Genomic DNA, 15,974 nt, shown 5'->3' with positions numbered 1-15,974 from the left:
TTGCCTACTCTTTTGTCTCTGGCAATATCTCTAGACCCCGACTCGGATCACCAATCTTCTCTTCTTCTTTATACATCTCAGCATACGCATCCTTAATCGGTACATTGTATTGCTTCAAAAGCGCCTCGTATTCTTCACGCTCAAGCGTTTCTACTTCAACAAGCTTCTTAGATATTTCATCGAGCGCGGTACGATACTTTGTAAGAATTTCACGTGCAGTATTTTTTCCTTCTTCGATGATACGTGTCACTTCTTCATCAATCGTCTTGGCTACCTGCGCACCGTAGGCACGGTCTTCTGACATACCGCCGCCAATGAGGCGACCACCCATACCATCGTAGGCTACCGGACCAAGCTTCTCACTCATGCCGTACTTCGCTACCATATCACGCGCCATCGCAGCGACTACCTGCAAATCGTTTGACGGACCGGTTGAAAGATCATCAAAGACCATTTCTTCCGTCACATATCCACCGAGCGTCATTGCGATATCATCAAGAAATTCCTTGCGGGTATGCATGCGACGATCCTGGTCTGGAAGCTTAAGTGTATAGCCTGCGGCTCGTCCGCGAGAAATAATAGAGATTTTTTGCACCGGATCCGCGTACGGCAAAACAGATGCGACCAGCGCATGTCCAACTTCATGATACGCCGTCACCAATTTCTCGTACTTCGAAAGCACATGTGTTTTGCGTTCCGGACCAAGCATCACCTTCTCGATTGAACGGATGATATCAAATTGTCCCACTTGCTTGCGCTTTTCTCGCGCAGCAAGAATCGCTGCTTCATTCATGAGTGAATAGAGATCAGCACCCGAGAAGCCAGGAGTACGTTGTGCAATAATTTCTAGATTCACATCTTCCTGCAGCGGCTTCTTGCGGGCATGTACCGCAAGAATTGCTTCGCGGTCTTTGCGGTCTGGTAGATCAATCGTTACGCGACGATCGAACCGTCCAGGACGAAGTAGCGCAGGATCGAGCACATCCGGGCGATTGGTGGCTGCCATCACAATCACCTTGGCATTTGGCTCAAAGCCATCCATTTCAACCAAGATTTGATTGAGCGTTTGTTCACGTTCGTCGTTTCCACCACCTACCCCCGTACCACGCACGCGGCCGACCGCGTCGATTTCGTCTACGAAAATAATTGCTGGAGCAGCTTTCTTTGCCATCTGGAAAAGGTCGCGTACTCGTGACGCACCTACGCCCACAAACATTTCCACGAACTCTGAACCAGAAATTGAGAAGAAGGGCACACCTGCTTCCCCGGCTACTGCACGCGCCAAGAGCGTCTTACCTGTTCCCGGAGAACCCATCATCATCACTCCCTTTGGAATCTCCGCACCAATATCGAGAAACTTTTTTGGATTACGGAGAAAATCAACAATTTCTTCGAGTTCCTGCTTGGCCTCTTTAGCCCCAGCCACATCTTTGAAGGTAACTTTTTGATTTTGATCGTTTGGATCAATCATGCGCGCTTTCGAAGAACCAAAACTCATCGCCTGCATACCCGCCCCCTTTACACTGCGTGTGAAAAACCAAATAATCACACCAAGTAAAATGAGCGGAAACATGAATGGCGCAAACTGGCCAAACCAATACAAGAAGCCTGTCTCACGCTGCACGTCAATAGAAATGTTCGCCAACTCATCAGAAGTAACCCCGAGATTGGTGAGTGATTCAGAAATAGACGCGTCGACTTCACGCTTGGCAATACCGTGTGTTTTGGTCTCATCGACGTATGTCACTTCAAGCTCAGTGCCGCGCACCACAATCTCCTTCACCTCCCCAGCCCTCACCTGCTCTACCACGTCAGTGATAGTCAGCTGATCTGGTTCCGTCGCTTTATTTTCTGTTAAATACGAAAACAAGGCGGTAATAAAGATAAGTAGCAACAATGTCGACAGCATGTTGTTCCAAAAGTTTCCCGGACCAACCGGTAACTTTTTGCCCCCTTGTCGCAACCGTGCCGGACTTTTCGGGTCATCAGCTTTAGGAATCGGACGCGGCTCGTTGCGACTTGAATCAGGCTTCACTACACCATTTTTTTGTGACTCTTCTGGTGTTTGCAGCTCTTTTTCTTTGTTATTCTCAGTATTTTCAGGCTTATTCATATGTGCAGGTTATTATACAGAAATAGACTGCAAACGCTACGCAAAAAATAAATCACGCCACAGAAAGCAGTGGCTTGAATACAAATGATGCCATGCTAGAGTAGCAAGACAAATTCTATGACCACATATATTCAAAACCGCAAAGCCCGCTTCGACTTCGACATTTTAGAAACTGTCGAAGCGGGCTTAGTGCTCTTCGGTTTTGAAGCCAAATCTATCCGCACTGGCAAGGTAAAACTCGAAGGCTCGTATGTGATTATTCGTGGCGATGAAGCTTTTCTCGTGGGAGCAACTATCAGCCCTTACCAAGCACCCAATACTCCCAAAAGCTACGAAACCGACCGGCCACGCAAACTGCTCCTATCGAGGAAACAGATTGCCGAACTCAAGCGCCAGTCCGAAACGGACCGTTTGACAATAGTGCCTATTAAATTGTATAATAATAACAGGCATATCAAGCTCGAAATTGGCGTGGCTCGTGGTAAAAAGAAACACGATAAGCGCGAGAGCTTGAAGGAGCGAGACAGCAAACGCGATATCGCCCGCACTTTGAAAAATCAGTATTAGCTACAAAGCAGTGAGCAATGGTGCTCACACATTTTGGGAGGACTCATCATGAGTGTCTATATTGGAGACATTGGTGGTCCGATGGAACGAATCGACCACGAAGAGACGAGTCAGGACTACACTGATAGCGTGGAATCAGTACCGGAGATTCCGTCTGAAAACCTGCAGGAAGTGCCACAAGAGCGACCCGCTTCCCTTCCGGTCGACACTTTGGTCGACCCCGATTACGTTCCAGAACCGCCGGCCAAACAGCCTACGATTCACTGATCTTTGCCGGACGACGAAGTCGTCCGGCCCACTGCTTTGTAGCTAAGCAAAATTTGTACATTCTTCCCTGAGTGCTCACGATCACGGCGGGAATTTTCCTCCGGAAAATTCCCGCCCGCGATCACTCAGGGGATGCTAGGCATCGACGGTTAGTCGTGTCGGTTGTGTGCAGTGTCGAAAATGATTCTAATTCGTAAAGACGGATCACTCTGTACGTGCAAACAAAGCAGTACCAAGTCCTTACGCTCGCGCGTTCGGATTCACACCCGCTTTTGCGTAAATAAACGCTCGCCGGTGCGATGCTCGGAAGTCAAACGTCTCATACGACTGCCCGGGTAGAATAGCCATGAGGCTCGATATTCCTACGCCGTTCACGTAGGCACGTCTAAATTGTATGAACTCGAGGTGATAGTGTTTGGTTAATCTTCTAGCTATCACCCTTAAACTAAAAGGTTAACTACGCACTGTAGACTCGCAATCGCGCCCTAATTCGGACGGGGGTTCAACTCCCCCCATCTCCACCAAATCTGAAGCAAAACGAGCCTTATATTATAAGGCTCGTTTTGCTTTATTTTGGAGAGATGTTTGGAAATTAGAACCTCTATTTACAAAACACCACTTTCATTATATTGTTCGACCAGCAACTGGCCATTTGGCCTACTTGTTCCCGCCATTTTGGCATCACAACAGGAGACGATGACATGTCCAACCAACAAGACTTGTGGGATTACGCTACGGCTGTTTTCTCACTCCCTTCCCTGCGTATCCAGGCCGTCAGCAAGACCCTCGGCTCTGCCAATATCGACGCGATTTCGTCTTCTGCTTCCGACCAGGTTGCTGAAGCGGTCGAATATCTCGGCAAGGTTCAGAAATCCATCGACAAGCTCGGCAAGAAGAAAACGAAGTCAGGCCTGCTGACCGAAGAAGTTCGGGCTGAAGGCGCTCGGAGCGGACTCATCCAACGGAACATGACGGCGCTCATCGGTTTGCTTGACCAACTCCGTGCAGACGCGACCGAAATCAAGTTCGTTCTGCCGCAATTCCGCGGCGTCAAGCACTTCGAAATCGGCGACGAAATCATGATTTACGTCGGCGGAGCGACGGACGACCGCAAGGCCGTCGAATACGACTGGATTTCGGCGAAGATGCTGTGTCCTGGCTGGGATTGGGTGATGCACTGCCATTCAAATGCGCCGTGGACACACGGCGGCAGCAACGGCGGTCATTACTTCCGCACGACCGACCAGAACACCCTCTTCAAGCGTTCGGACTTCTACGGACTGCGCCGCATGCTTGCACAGCACGAGGACGAGGCCTTCGCCAACCTGCTTCCTGCCGAACTGGCAGAGCAAATCCGTGAAGGTGTTGTCGAGCCGCTGACCGAGGAAGAACTGGCCGCGAACCAGGTCGCGTACATCAAGCGTGCCACGGAAGTCGTCGACTTCTACGCGCAACACGTTCCCATAATCGCTGAACGCTACGGCATTGCTGCCTGACACCGCCTGACCAAGGTGAGACCGAGAACCGCTCGGCTCACAAGGTCGGGCGGTTTTCTTTTATCTCACCACAAATCCACCACCTTCAAAAAATTCGGACACTCCATTTCAATCAAAGAGGTTTTAACTTGGTGCAAAGTATTCCACATAACAAAATAAAACCACCATACGGTGGTTTTATTTTGAGTCTCAAGTACAGATTGCAAAATAATACCTTGAAACTGAGCGAAACGAAAAAACAAACTCGGGATTTAAAGACTTCATAAATCTAAAATACTTTGTATTATGTAATTCACAATAATAGTTAAATTAACTTGTATGGAAATAACACGTACCCACACATTTTCTGGAGCGCTGGTCGCACTCCTCACCCTTACTCTTTTTGCTGGCACTGCATTCGCTGGTTCTGAGGAATTTGAGAACGAAGCCAATGACATGATTAAGGACGTTAAGGAACTGCGAGCAGACCTTATCAGCCTCATGGAATATGCCGATGAAGAAGGTTTTTATATTGGCTACGCAGAAGATTCACTTGATGATGCTGATGATTTTCTAGAGGATGCAGAAAAACAAGATGCAGATGAAGATTGGGATGAGGCACTTGAGTTTGCAGAACAGGCCTACGAACTACTCGAAGAGGCCTACGATGACCTTGACGATGAAGTGAAACAAGACGCTAAGGCAGCAATCAAGCACGCGGAACTATTGGTAGACCTCGCCGATGATGTGCTTGACGACACCGACCGTGACAACTTGCACTACGACGAAGCAGCTGAACTATACGATCAGGCTGCCGATCTTTTTGATGATGCTGAAGACGCCTATGACGATAAAGACTACGCTGAAGCAGAAAATCTCGCGGATGACGCAGCTGAACTAGCCGAAGAAGTCTTTGACGAATTGAAACTTGATATTGAGGATTACCTAGAAGACGAAAGTGAAGCAGAAGAAATGGAGGAAGAGCATGACGACGAAGACGAGTCTGAAGAAGATGAAGAGGAGCATGAATCAACAAAGGATGATTCGTCTACTGACGACAAAACTCGGGCAGTTATGCTTAAACAAATTGAGCAGCTCCAGCAACTGATTGCAGTCTTACTGCAACTCCTCGCTGCACAGAACGCTCGGTAAACTGAGCAATGTAAAAGCCCCCTAGGGGGCTTTTGTGTAGGTGAGATGTTCTAGAAAGTACTGCTATGCAGCCCGTTGCCAACGTTCAGTGTAGCTGGTCAGGCCGAAATGCCTCAGAAATTCTGCATCCGCCGACGAATTCATGCCGAACTTGCAAGACACTGCCGACGGACCAATCTTGCCAGCATCGAAGTCTTTTTCCCAGCGCACCAGCGCGGGCGACAAATCGAGACCGAATTGCTCACGCAGAAACTGAATGGTGTAGTGCACCGCCCCCTCGTCAATCAGGGCCTGCGCTTCTTCAGCTGCAACCGGCGTATGATGCACGAAAAAACCAACTTCAAACTGGCAGAATTGCATGTACGAGCGAGTGCAAAGCACCGCCGCATGAAATGCTTCGTCGACCGGACCGAGCAACATGACGTACGTATGTTCTTGATGCGGATTGACGGCATGACCGGCCATCCACTGCAGCCAAGCATCAAATGCTTCGTCAACTTGAGCGGCGGACAACTCCGGATGCTCACGCTGCATGAGTGCCACAGCAGCTGAGTGATCGAACTCACGCATGGCTTGGTAGTACTGCGTTGCTGTCTTCATTGAGACTCTCCTTCTTTGAATTTTGATAAGAACAAGTGGGACATGGTGTCGCCGTTTACAAATATATAGCTAAATCACCTTTTGTCTATGTGACGAATGGGTTTATATTGACATTTTAAAAAAATATTTTATTATTTCAATGGGTATTGTTACGTAAACGCCACAAGGAGCAGCAATGTCTGTCGTTCACATCAGGGTGTACCGAACCGAACACGGTAGAAACAATGTGTCTTATAAGATCGAATGGTCTGACCTGGAAGGATCGATTACGTCTGTCACGGGAATTGAAGCGGCAGCAAGCCGCTGCAAGCAGTACATTCAACGGTCACACGCACACAACACCTTCAAGGTCATCTTCGAGCCGGACTGCCACATGCTTGTCTTCGATGGCAAGCTGCGCAGCTGCAAACAACTGACTGCCGCCGAAGCGGACCGCTTCACCAAAGCGATGTTTGGCCACTAAACGTATCAGGCTGCACAGTACACGCCCGCCATTTATGGCGGGCTTTCATTTTTTAAAGCCCGGCAGTCTTTGACTGCCGGGCTTTTTAAAACAACGACGACTGCGCTTCTCTACCACATAGACGAGGCGTTTTTGCGCAAGCTGGTGGACGGATAATGACCGTTCCGAGTGCCGAGTGATAAAACGTAATACATCCGCACCCGGCATTGAATACCTGATTCTCCATCGGCACCACCTCAAACTCCTCCCTGGTCACGGCGTCCCAGTCCACCGTAATTACAAATAAATCTGTCGCCGCTGTGTTCACCGCACTGATTTGACCGCACCGATTCTGAGCGCCTTTTTTATGCGCCAGCTCACAACCGATAAGCGAATAACGATCGACATCGTCCCACGACATCATTTCCGGCTTCATGCGTACCTCCAGTTATAGCCTTTGCAGCAAAGTCCTCTGTCTTGACGGAAGACTTGTACGTTACACGGGAACATCTTCTGGAATTAAAAGTGGTTTATCCAGAAAAATGCGGTTATCCTCAGGAATACAATTCACAAATTTCAGCAAAGTTACTGACAGGCAATAATCGTGAGCGCTGCTACACAGCATATCGCCTGAGCTCACTCTGTGGACGATGCGAATGCTTACCTGAGCATTTGTGCAATCCAATTGAGCAGTCGACTCATCTTCGTACGCAAGACCAAACTCAGTCGAGCCATATTGCGTGATGCGATTGAGGTGAAAAAGCGGACTCAACCGCTCACCCACGACGATTCCACCAATAAACGCAGACGAAATCAGAAAGAACAGAAACGGAAATATCCAGTCTCGTGGCAACCACAGGGACTTGCGTATAGTCATTGCAACCTCCTGATTGACAACGTAAAGCTGTATAAATATTTACCTTAAAAAATAAACCTGTCAATACCTGCGGACAAGACTCCTCTGTAATCACAGCGGGGTTGGTATACTTTTTCTAATGCTTTCCTTGGTGCAACAACAAGCCATACATCAACTGCTACAACGGAATCGACGTCAGAAAAACGGGAACCAATACACCACCCCGAGCCCAGACTCTTACCCGTATCAGTGGCTCTGGGATTCTTGCTTTCATGCAATTATACTCACCCATCTTGAGCCGGCTGCTGCTGAAGCGGAACTATCATCACTAATTACCAAACAGTGGGATGACGGGATGATTCCACACATATTGTACTGGGAATCAAACCTTGACGTGATGCGAATCAACTGGGGAGTACAAGAAACCAGCAGTCATACACAGCCACCGCTTATAGCGTACGCCGCTTGGCGTGTCTACCAGACATCTAAAAATCGCGATTGGCTGGAACAGCTTTACCCGCACCTGCTCCGATTTCACCATTATCTGATTAATCGACAACAACCAGGGCGCTCCTTACTTGGAATTATCAATCCTGACGAATCTGGTGAAGACAACTCACCGCGCTTTGATGAGGCTCTGAACCTTCCTTCGCAGCATGACGTCGCAGTGCACCGAGAAAAACGTGTTGCGTTATTTGATGTTCATCGAGAATGTAGATTTGACGCCGTAGGCTGCACCGCCACGTCCTTCTGGGTAGAGGATGTGCCGTTCAATGTCTTTATGATACTTAACACTGAAGCATTGGAACATATCGCCACCGAACTAAATGATCGGCCAATTGCCAAACAACTAGCAGTCAATCGTCATCAAATCGCTACTGCTATGCGCGAACATATGTTTGACGGTACCGTGTATCGTAGTTTGTATGGAGCGAAAGAACAGAAGGTAACTACCGTTGATTCTTGGTCACACTTTGCACCACTTCTGACCGGCCAATATACTAAAGCTGAGGCAAAACGAATCGTTGAAACCCACTATCTCTCACCTGGCTTTTCGACTCCATTTCGACTCCCTACAGTAAGCAGCACAGACCCAACATACAACCCTGCAGAACCAGCTTGGGGTCAACCATGGCAACATCCAGACTGGCGCGGCTCAATCTGGATGGCGAGTAACTGGTGCGTATACCACGGACTTAAGCGAAACGGCTTTACTGATTTGGCGAATGAACTAAAGCAGCAGAGTAAAAAACTTATTACACAGAGCGGCTTTCGGGAAAACTACCACCCAGAAACAGGCATTGGACAAGGAGCTCAAGAATTTACCTGGGGCGGCTTGATTATCGATATGAACTAAATTAGACCACATAAGTTTCCCCCATATTGACTAGAGCGCATAACAGTTACCTAATCAGGACACAAAAACAGTCTTTATTTTCAACAGAAAATTACTCAGTTTCTTTTTTATGCAAAATATATGTTGACATTTGTCAACATATATGATAGGGTCGCTTCAGCTCTGAGGTGACATTTGTTATTGTCATTCTTGGAAAGGCGGAACCTCCCCTTTTCTCGCGGTGGGAGGTTCTCCCATCAATCGAGTACAAAAATTTTCACCGAAGGGGTGACCGCATGAAAATGCTCCACAACCATGGCAACATCGAAGTCTGGCTTACCAGCCTCGGTGACGAGGAGGGTGAGCATTTCATTCACCAGTACATCACAATCAGAGACGACCACTATGTGCACAAGCACAAGTGGGAACCCAAAGGAGGCTTCGACCAATACGACGCGCACAGCGTGTTTGTCATTTTGGTCGAAGGTGGCGTTGTTGTCGCCGGCTGCCGCATCATCATCGAAGACGAGCTGATTGAAGTGCCCGTCAAAGAAGTGCTACGGGAAAACGGTCTGCCGACCAATCAAATCCCAGCTGGCGCAATCGAGATTAGTCGGTTCGGTATCCGGGTTGATCGCCTGGAGCTGCCGACGTGGCTTGGGCCGCTTCGCCGTTTCAAGACGGTCAGACGCGCCATGCGTGTGATTCCGTTCCTGCTGAAGCGGCGTCGCATTAACCGCTACCTCAATGTACTCACCGACGCGATTCACATCTACGCTGATGAGCACAACTACCAGGAAGCCTACGCAGTTCTTCGCGAGCTGCTGGCAAATCATCTGGAGAAAATTGGGGTGCAGTTCGAAGCACTGCCGTACAGCATCACGGTAAAGCATGGTAAAGACCAGTTCAAAACGGTCAAAATTACCGGCCGAGCCCAGGCGCAGGAATATACTGCACCTGAACTTGAAGTCCTTCGGAGGGTTGCATAATGCAGTTCTCCATATTTAAAAGCGCGTGTCCTGTGACACGCGCTTTCTTTATATTTCACATAACTGTCGCAGACTAATCGAATGTCGCAGAAGCAACTAACTGAAGATACATGTCTCTAATTGTGTCTGTATCATTGATGTACTGACCCGCAAACATGTAGATATTGCCTTGATATGACACTAAATATACCTGTTGTTTATACAGCGCTCCTTCAGCAGTGTAGCGAATCGCCTTAATTCCATCCATCTCAACCGTCTCAATGTCTGATGTCTTGAGCGCGTACGATGAATATCGACTGTATGTCTCTGCCCACAATTTTAACTTACCAAGTCTATCAAGTCCGTCAGCGCTTTCCATATCGGGCATCGTGAACACAAACACGCTCACTGCTGGCGGAGTTTCAGCATCGTCACCTTGCTGGTACATCAGATAACTCTGCGTATCCATAATGAGATAAATCTTCTGCAACCCATCGACACTCCCTTCTGGAAGCGGCGGCTCAATCATTGAAAAGCCCGCTTCACCACTTGGAAATGTGAATCCAAAACCAAGCGTTTCATTAGTAATAGTAGCCGGAACAACCGTAGCAACAGTACGGTTATCAAGCTGTGGTTTTACTACTTGCTTGTACAGAAAAAAACCGACAAGAGCCAGTACAATAATCAGCAAAAGAATAAATTGTTTTTTCATATTAGTTTTGACGTATTGTCTCACATTTTCTTACCAAAAACAGTAGTGAATGACAGCTGCTACCCGGGCGCGACCACAGCCAAAAACCCAAAAACCTTAAAAATGAGTTACACTAATACGTATGGAAAAGAAAAAGATACTTGTCATTGAAGACTCTCCGTACCTAGCAGAATCATTATTCGATATGCTAAGCATCAAAGGCTACGAGGCAGTGTTAGCGCCAACTGGACGAGAGGGGGTCGCTATGGCAATTGAGCAAAAACCAGACCTCATTCTGCTCGACATTCGTCTACCTGATATTGATGGTTACGAAGTATATCGACGCATCCGCGAAACCGACTGGGGTGCGAAAGCAAAAATCATGGTGCTTACCGCTTCTGAATCGGTAGATAACATTTCAAAAAATATTGATTTACCTTTGGAGGATGTTTTGTTTAAACCAAACTGGAGCGTCATGGATTTACTCGCCCGAATCGAAGAGCGCCTCTCATAGAGAGGCGCTCTTTTACTAGGCTCGACTACTTCTTCCCTTACTTTTTTGTTTCAGCCGAGAGCTCTAGCGGCAAAGTAACTTCAAACGTAGTGCCAATATTTTCAGTAGTAGTAAAGGTAACCTGACCCTTTAGTACCGCAACTGCTTCACGAACAATGTACAGCCCCAGTCCTGTCCCATCCGGCACGTTGCGAACCGCGTTGGATGCACGGAATAATTTACTGAAAATCTCTTCTTGGTCTTCTGCCGGAATTCCCATACCATTGTCAGCCACAGTAATCACCAGACTGTCATCCTTGCGTCCAAATCCTAAATGGATAGTTCCCTCCTCACGGGTGTATTTGGTTGCGTTTGAATATAAGTTGGTGACGATCATCCGGATAAGATTTTGATCAGTAACTACTGCGTCAACGGTCTCATCGTAAAACTTTTTCACGATGAGTTTTTTCTGATCAACTTTAACAGCCAATTCTGATATGATGTCATCAAACAGTTCTGACAAAGACACCGTGGTGTATTCCGCCTTAAAAGTACCTAATTCAAAGCGCGAAACACGAAGGAAGTCGTCAACCAGTCGAGACATACGCATGATACTGATAAGCAATCGATCAATGTACTTATGCTGACGCTCTGTGAGCGCATTTGAGTCGTCCATAAGAAGCAGCTCCGCGCTCCACTTCATGCCAGCAATTGGTGTGCGCAATTGGTGTGAGGCCAACGAAACAAATTCTGATTTTGCATCCTCAGCTTTTTTTTGTTTGGTGATATCAACCAGCGTCATGAGGCCAACCCGTTCGCCACTAACATTGGTAAAACCAAAAAGTGACAAAAGTGACCAAACCTCGCGGTGATCGGGACGCCTCACTCGAACCATTTCATCGCTCACCGCGATACCATTGCGGTATTTTTCAACCAGTAAATCGAGATGTTCGGGCTCAGTACTTTGCAAACGACTAAAAATATTAATACCCTTTACCTTAAGCTGCGCCACTCCCAGCATGCGTACCGCAGAAATATTGGCAGATTTAATGTTCCCCTCAAAATCGATGATAAGATACGGAACTGGACTATTTTTATATAACTGTACATAGAGTTCTTCGGACGTAGCCGCCATATCGAGCGCAACACTTTTTTTAAGCTCTTCCGAGGTTACACTATTCTGAGTCACGTCATAGATATTTTTTGCCACGAAAACACAACACAAGAAAGACATCAGAAACAATAATCCCCCAAGATCTATATTGGTGAAATCATAGTAAAGCGTCAGTAACACCACTGAACCAAAAAGCAGGACAAATATAAGAATTGCCTGAAAGAGTGGCTTACGATTTTTTTGATACCAAGACATAAAATTATCAATCGCTCAGAAGCTTACTAGTATACTATCATCCAAACCAAGAAGATTTAGGATTTACACAACCCCAAGCAGAATTTGCTCAGCCACCTGAGCCATCTCTCCCATTTCATCAGTTCGCATTACCACCACCTTCACGGTGCTGTTGCGGACACTAATCACTCCTTCCTTACTCACTAAGAGATCGTTGCGATCTTTGCTCATCTGAACACCTAGATGCGAAAGTCCTTGTAAAATAAGCGCACGAAGCTCAGAGCTGCGCACGGCCGCAGTGGCCGTGAGCACTATCGCATCAAGGCCGCCAAGCGCGACCGTCTGAGCTGCAATCATTTTTTGCATATTATAGGCAAACACGTTAAGTGCCTGTGCCGCCACGGCATCATTCTTTGAGCGACGATCGAGCAAGCGTCGGATATCAGACTCGCCAGCCATACCAGCAAAGCCACCATTGGTATTGATATACATCTCAGCTTCGCTCGGCCGCCAGTGCTTTGCTCGCATCAATTCCAAGAGCGCTGCTGTATCTACATCTCCCGCCCGACTCCCCATCGGAAGTCCAGTGGCAGGGGCAAAGCCCATAGAGGTCTCAACACTCTTGCCATTTTTCACCGCCGTTACACTCGTACCGCTACCAATATGACAAACCACCAGTCGCTCAGGATCAAGACCAATAAGCGCATGAATACGACGCACCACAGAAGCAACTGACAGTCCATGATACCCAAAGCGATGAATATCAAACTCATTGGCATCTTCTCGAAGAATACTGTATTCACGTGCTACCAGTGGAATCTCGCTATGAAACGCACTATCAGATGCAGCAATCAAGCGCGCCTGCTTAAAATGCTTTTGCGCACTTTCGATTTCACGCAGAATGTGTGGTACGTGTAGTGGTGCTACCGTGACTTTCTTTTTGAGCTCAGCAACATACGCGTCATCAATCACCGCATGTCGCTGGAAAAAAGTTCCCGGCGCCACAACTCGTACCACAACGTTATCAAGACGTCTCCCCCGCCCTTCACGAAACAGATAGCTGTTCACTGCATCTTCTACTCGTGCAAACGCTTCAGTAAAATCATCTTTTGAAACCGCTTCACAAATCTGCTGTGTCCCCGACACCTGTGAACACATTTCAAAGCCAGAATTAGTATCTTCAAACCGAAGCTCCAACACCACTTGCCCGCGCTCGTACAGCGCATATTTTCTAGATGAGCTACCCGGATTAACAACTAACGTTGTTGCCATACCCAGTTTGTAATTTCTTCTAGATCTTCTCCGTGTTCAATTACGTAGGCACGATGTTCAGCCAACTTCTCTTGGAAACTTGAGATGAGCTTTTGTGCTTCAGTCTCAGTAATCACATTTTGCTCGGCAGCTTTTGCAAAGGCTTCCATCGCTAGGTGGTAACGATCGACGCGGTTTCGCACCATCATGTCAAATGGTGTAGTAGTTGAGCCGCTTTCTTCGTACCCATGCACAATGAAACGATCTGGGTTCTGAGCGTAATCAAAGAGCACCTGTTTCATCGTCTGTGGGTAACCGTGGAAATTAACCAAGACTGGCTGCTCTTCGGTGAAATAGTGTTTGAAGTCATGACGAAGTACGCGACAACTTGAGTTGCCAATACCAAGCGCTGACAGTGAAGAAATATTTACAAAGCGCATGCGCATCGCCGGCACCATCTGACGGACCAAACTAATAGCTGCAAGCGCCTCGAGTGTTGGGTAGTCCCCTGCCGCCGCAAAGACCATGTGTGGATCTTCATCACTGGCAAAATCCCAAATTGCCACACCGTCTTCCATGTCACGCTTGGCTTCATCAATGGTACGCCAGACTGGGAGCGGTCGTTTTTCACACACCAGCACATTAATCTCCTTAGTTGACTTCATCATGCGCTCAAATGCCACTAGTGCTGAGTTGGCGTCGGCTGGAAAGTACACATTGGTGTAGCATCCCTGTCGCTGCAAGACCCCATCGATAAAGCCAGGGTTTTGGTGTGAGAAGCCGTTATGCTCTTGACGCCACGCACCTGAGGTAAGGATGTAGTTGAGTGACGGGAAGGCTTCACGCCATTTCACATCACGGGCAATTTTGAGAAACTTTGAATATTGATCGGTCATACTCGCCACAATCTGCACGAAGGCTTCATATGACACAAACACGCCATGACGACCCGTGAGCACATAACCCTGTAAAAGCCCCTGGAGTGAGTGCTCAGACAGCATCTCAAGCACGCGACCATCCCACGCCATATCACGATCCCATTCCTTATGTGGCCACACAAAGGCACGTTTAGTCACTTCAAAAACAGCACTTAGCTTATTCGAGTAGGTCTCATCTGGCGACATGAGACGAAGATTACGATTGTCAGCGTTGAGCTTCATAGCATCACGCAAGTACGACCCAATCTTTTCCATACCGCTTTCGGTACCACAAATTGGTTCGTCAAGATTACAAATCTGCTCTTTGTCGTAGTCTTCTACCTTCGGCAAAACGAGCGGCTTGTAGACTGGGTCACCGCCACGAGCATGTGGCGTATCACCCATACGACGACCTTCGCGCGGAATCAGGCTCATGATGTCATCATCGAACTTCTCGCCATCCCATAGCTCATGGAATCGATACGAACGAAGCCAGTCTTCGAGCTGCTTGCGCTGCCCTTCGTCAGTCTTTGCCTGGTCAGCAATCACTTGATGTGAGAGACAGTTGTCTTCAATTTTATTTTCACCAATATAATCGATACTGCCCCAGCCCTTTGGTGTACGCAAAACAATCATTGGAAAACGAGGATTCTCATGCAGCGTCCCCTCACGCGCGCAGTGCTGCGTAAAACGAATCGCTTCAATCGCCTCGTCCATCACCTCCATCATGCGACCATGTACGTCTTCTTCAACATACGCATCCACAAAGTGTGGTTCATACCCGTAACCCCAGAAGAGCGCCTTGAGCTCTTCATCGCTCATGCGTCCGTAAAATGTTGGGCCAGAAATCTTGTAGCCATTGAGGTGCAAGATTGGCAACACCGCGCCATTCTTGCCCGGGTCGATTAATTTATTTAAATGCCACGCCGTGGCCGTTGGACCAGTCTCAGCTTCACCGTCACCAACGAGACACGCCACGACCAAATCTGGATTATCGAGAATGGCACCGTATGAGGTAGAGAGTGAGTAGCCAAGCTCCCCACCTTCAAGGATAACGCCCGGCGCCTCTGGGTTGCTGTGACTTGGGTAGCCATATGGCCACGAGAACATGCGCGCCATGTGCGCAATGCCCGCTGAGTTGTGCGTGATGTCTTTGAAATACTTCGATAACGTCCCCTCGAGGAAGAGATTGGCCTGTACCGCCGGGAAGCCGTGCCCCGGACCAAGCACGAACATCATCTCGACATCGTGCGCAATTATCGCCCGATTGAGATGAGCGTAGGTAAAGTTGATACCTGGACAGGTACCCCAGTGCCCCAAGAGTCGCGGCTTAATATGCTCAGACTGAAGTGGCTCGGCTAATAATGCATTATCTTTTAAATAAATTTGCGCAGCTGACAAATAATTGGCAGCGCGAACGAACTTTTCAAGAACATCACTCATTGCCCACATTCTAGCAGCTTTTACGATTTGAGTTTTCCACTCCTGTGCAAAGATG

16 protein-coding genes and 1 other RNA gene are annotated in these 15,974 nt (G+C 47.9%); 9 read left to right on the top strand and 8 right to left on the bottom strand.

All coding sequences use genetic code 11. The features are described from left to right. Window positions 1-4: 4 nt before the first annotated feature. The gene (hflB, locus tag H6780_02680; protein USN89256.1) at window positions 5-1,909 is read right to left on the bottom strand and encodes an ATP-dependent zinc metalloprotease FtsH; all 1,905 of its coding nucleotides are present in this window, start codon (window positions 1,907-1,909) and stop codon (window positions 5-7) included. Window positions 1,910-2,230: 321 nt separating this feature from the next. Between hflB and smpB the strand changes: the two genes are divergently transcribed. The 5 genes from smpB (at window position 2,231) to H6780_02655 (ending at window position 5,574) form a co-directional block, all read left to right on the top strand. Next, on the top strand, window positions 2,231-2,680 hold the full coding sequence (smpB, locus tag H6780_02675; protein ID USN88382.1) for an SsrA-binding protein SmpB: 450 nt from the start codon (window positions 2,231-2,233) through the stop codon (window positions 2,678-2,680). 48 nt (window positions 2,681-2,728) lie between these two features. Then, on the top strand, window positions 2,729-2,947 hold the full coding sequence (locus H6780_02670) for a hypothetical protein (GenBank protein ID USN88381.1): 219 nt from the start codon (window positions 2,729-2,731) through the stop codon (window positions 2,945-2,947). Between the two features lie 128 nt (window positions 2,948-3,075). Further along, window positions 3,076-3,471: a transfer-messenger RNA gene (gene ssrA / locus H6780_02665) on the top strand. 177 nt (window positions 3,472-3,648) lie between these two features. Continuing rightward, entirely contained in the window at window positions 3,649-4,443 is a 795-nt protein-coding gene (locus H6780_02660; GenBank protein USN88380.1) for a hypothetical protein, read from the top strand. A 318-nt stretch (window positions 4,444-4,761) separates the two neighbouring features. Beyond that, a complete protein-coding gene (locus tag H6780_02655) occupies window positions 4,762-5,574 on the top strand; it encodes a hypothetical protein (GenBank protein USN88379.1) in 813 nt (270 codons plus the stop codon). A 63-nt stretch (window positions 5,575-5,637) separates the two neighbouring features. Here H6780_02655 and H6780_02650 read toward each other — a convergent pair whose 3' ends face one another. Continuing rightward, window positions 5,638-6,174: a hypothetical protein gene (locus tag H6780_02650; protein ID USN88378.1), complete on the bottom strand. Its 537-nt coding sequence runs from the start codon at window positions 6,172-6,174 to the stop codon at window positions 5,638-5,640. A gap of 226 nt (window positions 6,175-6,400) precedes the next feature. Between H6780_02650 and H6780_02645 the strand changes: the two genes are divergently transcribed. Continuing rightward, window positions 6,401-6,637: a hypothetical protein gene (locus tag H6780_02645; GenBank protein ID USN88377.1), complete on the top strand. Its 237-nt coding sequence runs from the start codon at window positions 6,401-6,403 to the stop codon at window positions 6,635-6,637. Between the two features lie 85 nt (window positions 6,638-6,722). On the opposite strand, the gene H6780_02640 is transcribed toward H6780_02645, so the two are convergent. Continuing rightward, window positions 6,723-7,037, bottom strand: coding sequence for a hypothetical protein (locus tag H6780_02640; protein USN88376.1), 315 nt, complete (start codon window positions 7,035-7,037; stop codon window positions 6,723-6,725). Window positions 7,038-7,112: 75 nt separating this feature from the next. Then, entirely contained in the window at window positions 7,113-7,493 is a 381-nt protein-coding gene (locus H6780_02635) for a hypothetical protein (protein ID USN88375.1), read from the bottom strand. A 118-nt stretch (window positions 7,494-7,611) separates the two neighbouring features. On the opposite strand from H6780_02635, the gene H6780_02630 reads away from it, so the two are divergent. Further along, on the top strand, window positions 7,612-8,829 hold the full coding sequence (locus H6780_02630) for a hypothetical protein (GenBank protein ID USN88374.1): 1,218 nt from the start codon (window positions 7,612-7,614) through the stop codon (window positions 8,827-8,829). A gap of 281 nt (window positions 8,830-9,110) precedes the next feature. Continuing rightward, complete coding sequence (locus H6780_02625) at window positions 9,111-9,797, top strand: hypothetical protein (GenBank protein ID USN88373.1); 687 nt, start codon at window positions 9,111-9,113, stop codon at window positions 9,795-9,797. Between the two features lie 73 nt (window positions 9,798-9,870). On the opposite strand, the gene H6780_02620 is transcribed toward H6780_02625, so the two are convergent. After that, entirely contained in the window at window positions 9,871-10,488 is a 618-nt protein-coding gene (locus H6780_02620; GenBank protein USN88372.1) for a hypothetical protein, read from the bottom strand. Between the two features lie 121 nt (window positions 10,489-10,609). Here H6780_02620 and H6780_02615 point away from each other — a divergent pair, with 121 nt between their 5' ends. Continuing rightward, complete coding sequence (locus tag H6780_02615; GenBank protein ID USN88371.1) at window positions 10,610-10,981, top strand: response regulator transcription factor; 372 nt, start codon at window positions 10,610-10,612, stop codon at window positions 10,979-10,981. A 37-nt stretch (window positions 10,982-11,018) separates the two neighbouring features. Here H6780_02615 and H6780_02610 read toward each other — a convergent pair whose 3' ends face one another. The 3 genes from H6780_02610 to H6780_02600 form a co-directional block, all read right to left on the bottom strand. After that, window positions 11,019-12,329: a PAS domain-containing sensor histidine kinase gene (locus H6780_02610; GenBank protein USN88370.1), complete on the bottom strand. Its 1,311-nt coding sequence runs from the start codon at window positions 12,327-12,329 to the stop codon at window positions 11,019-11,021. Window positions 12,330-12,392: 63 nt separating this feature from the next. Beyond that, window positions 12,393-13,580, bottom strand: a complete 1,188-nt coding sequence (locus tag H6780_02605) for a hypothetical protein (protein ID USN88369.1) — start codon at window positions 13,578-13,580, stop codon at window positions 12,393-12,395. Further along, the gene (locus H6780_02600) at window positions 13,565-15,928 is read right to left on the bottom strand and encodes a phosphoketolase family protein (protein ID USN88368.1); all 2,364 of its coding nucleotides are present in this window, start codon (window positions 15,926-15,928) and stop codon (window positions 13,565-13,567) included. Before H6780_02600 ends, H6780_02605 begins: the two co-directional genes overlap by 16 nt. Between the last annotated feature and the right edge of the window lie 46 nt (window positions 15,929-15,974).

Source organism: Candidatus Nomurabacteria bacterium, assembly GCA_023898565.1.
Classification (GTDB): domain Bacteria; phylum Patescibacteriota; class Minisyncoccia; order Phycocordibacterales; family UBA918; genus OLB19.
Note: the sequence above shows the minus strand (reverse complement) of the source record. Positions and strands in the feature narration are given on the sequence as shown.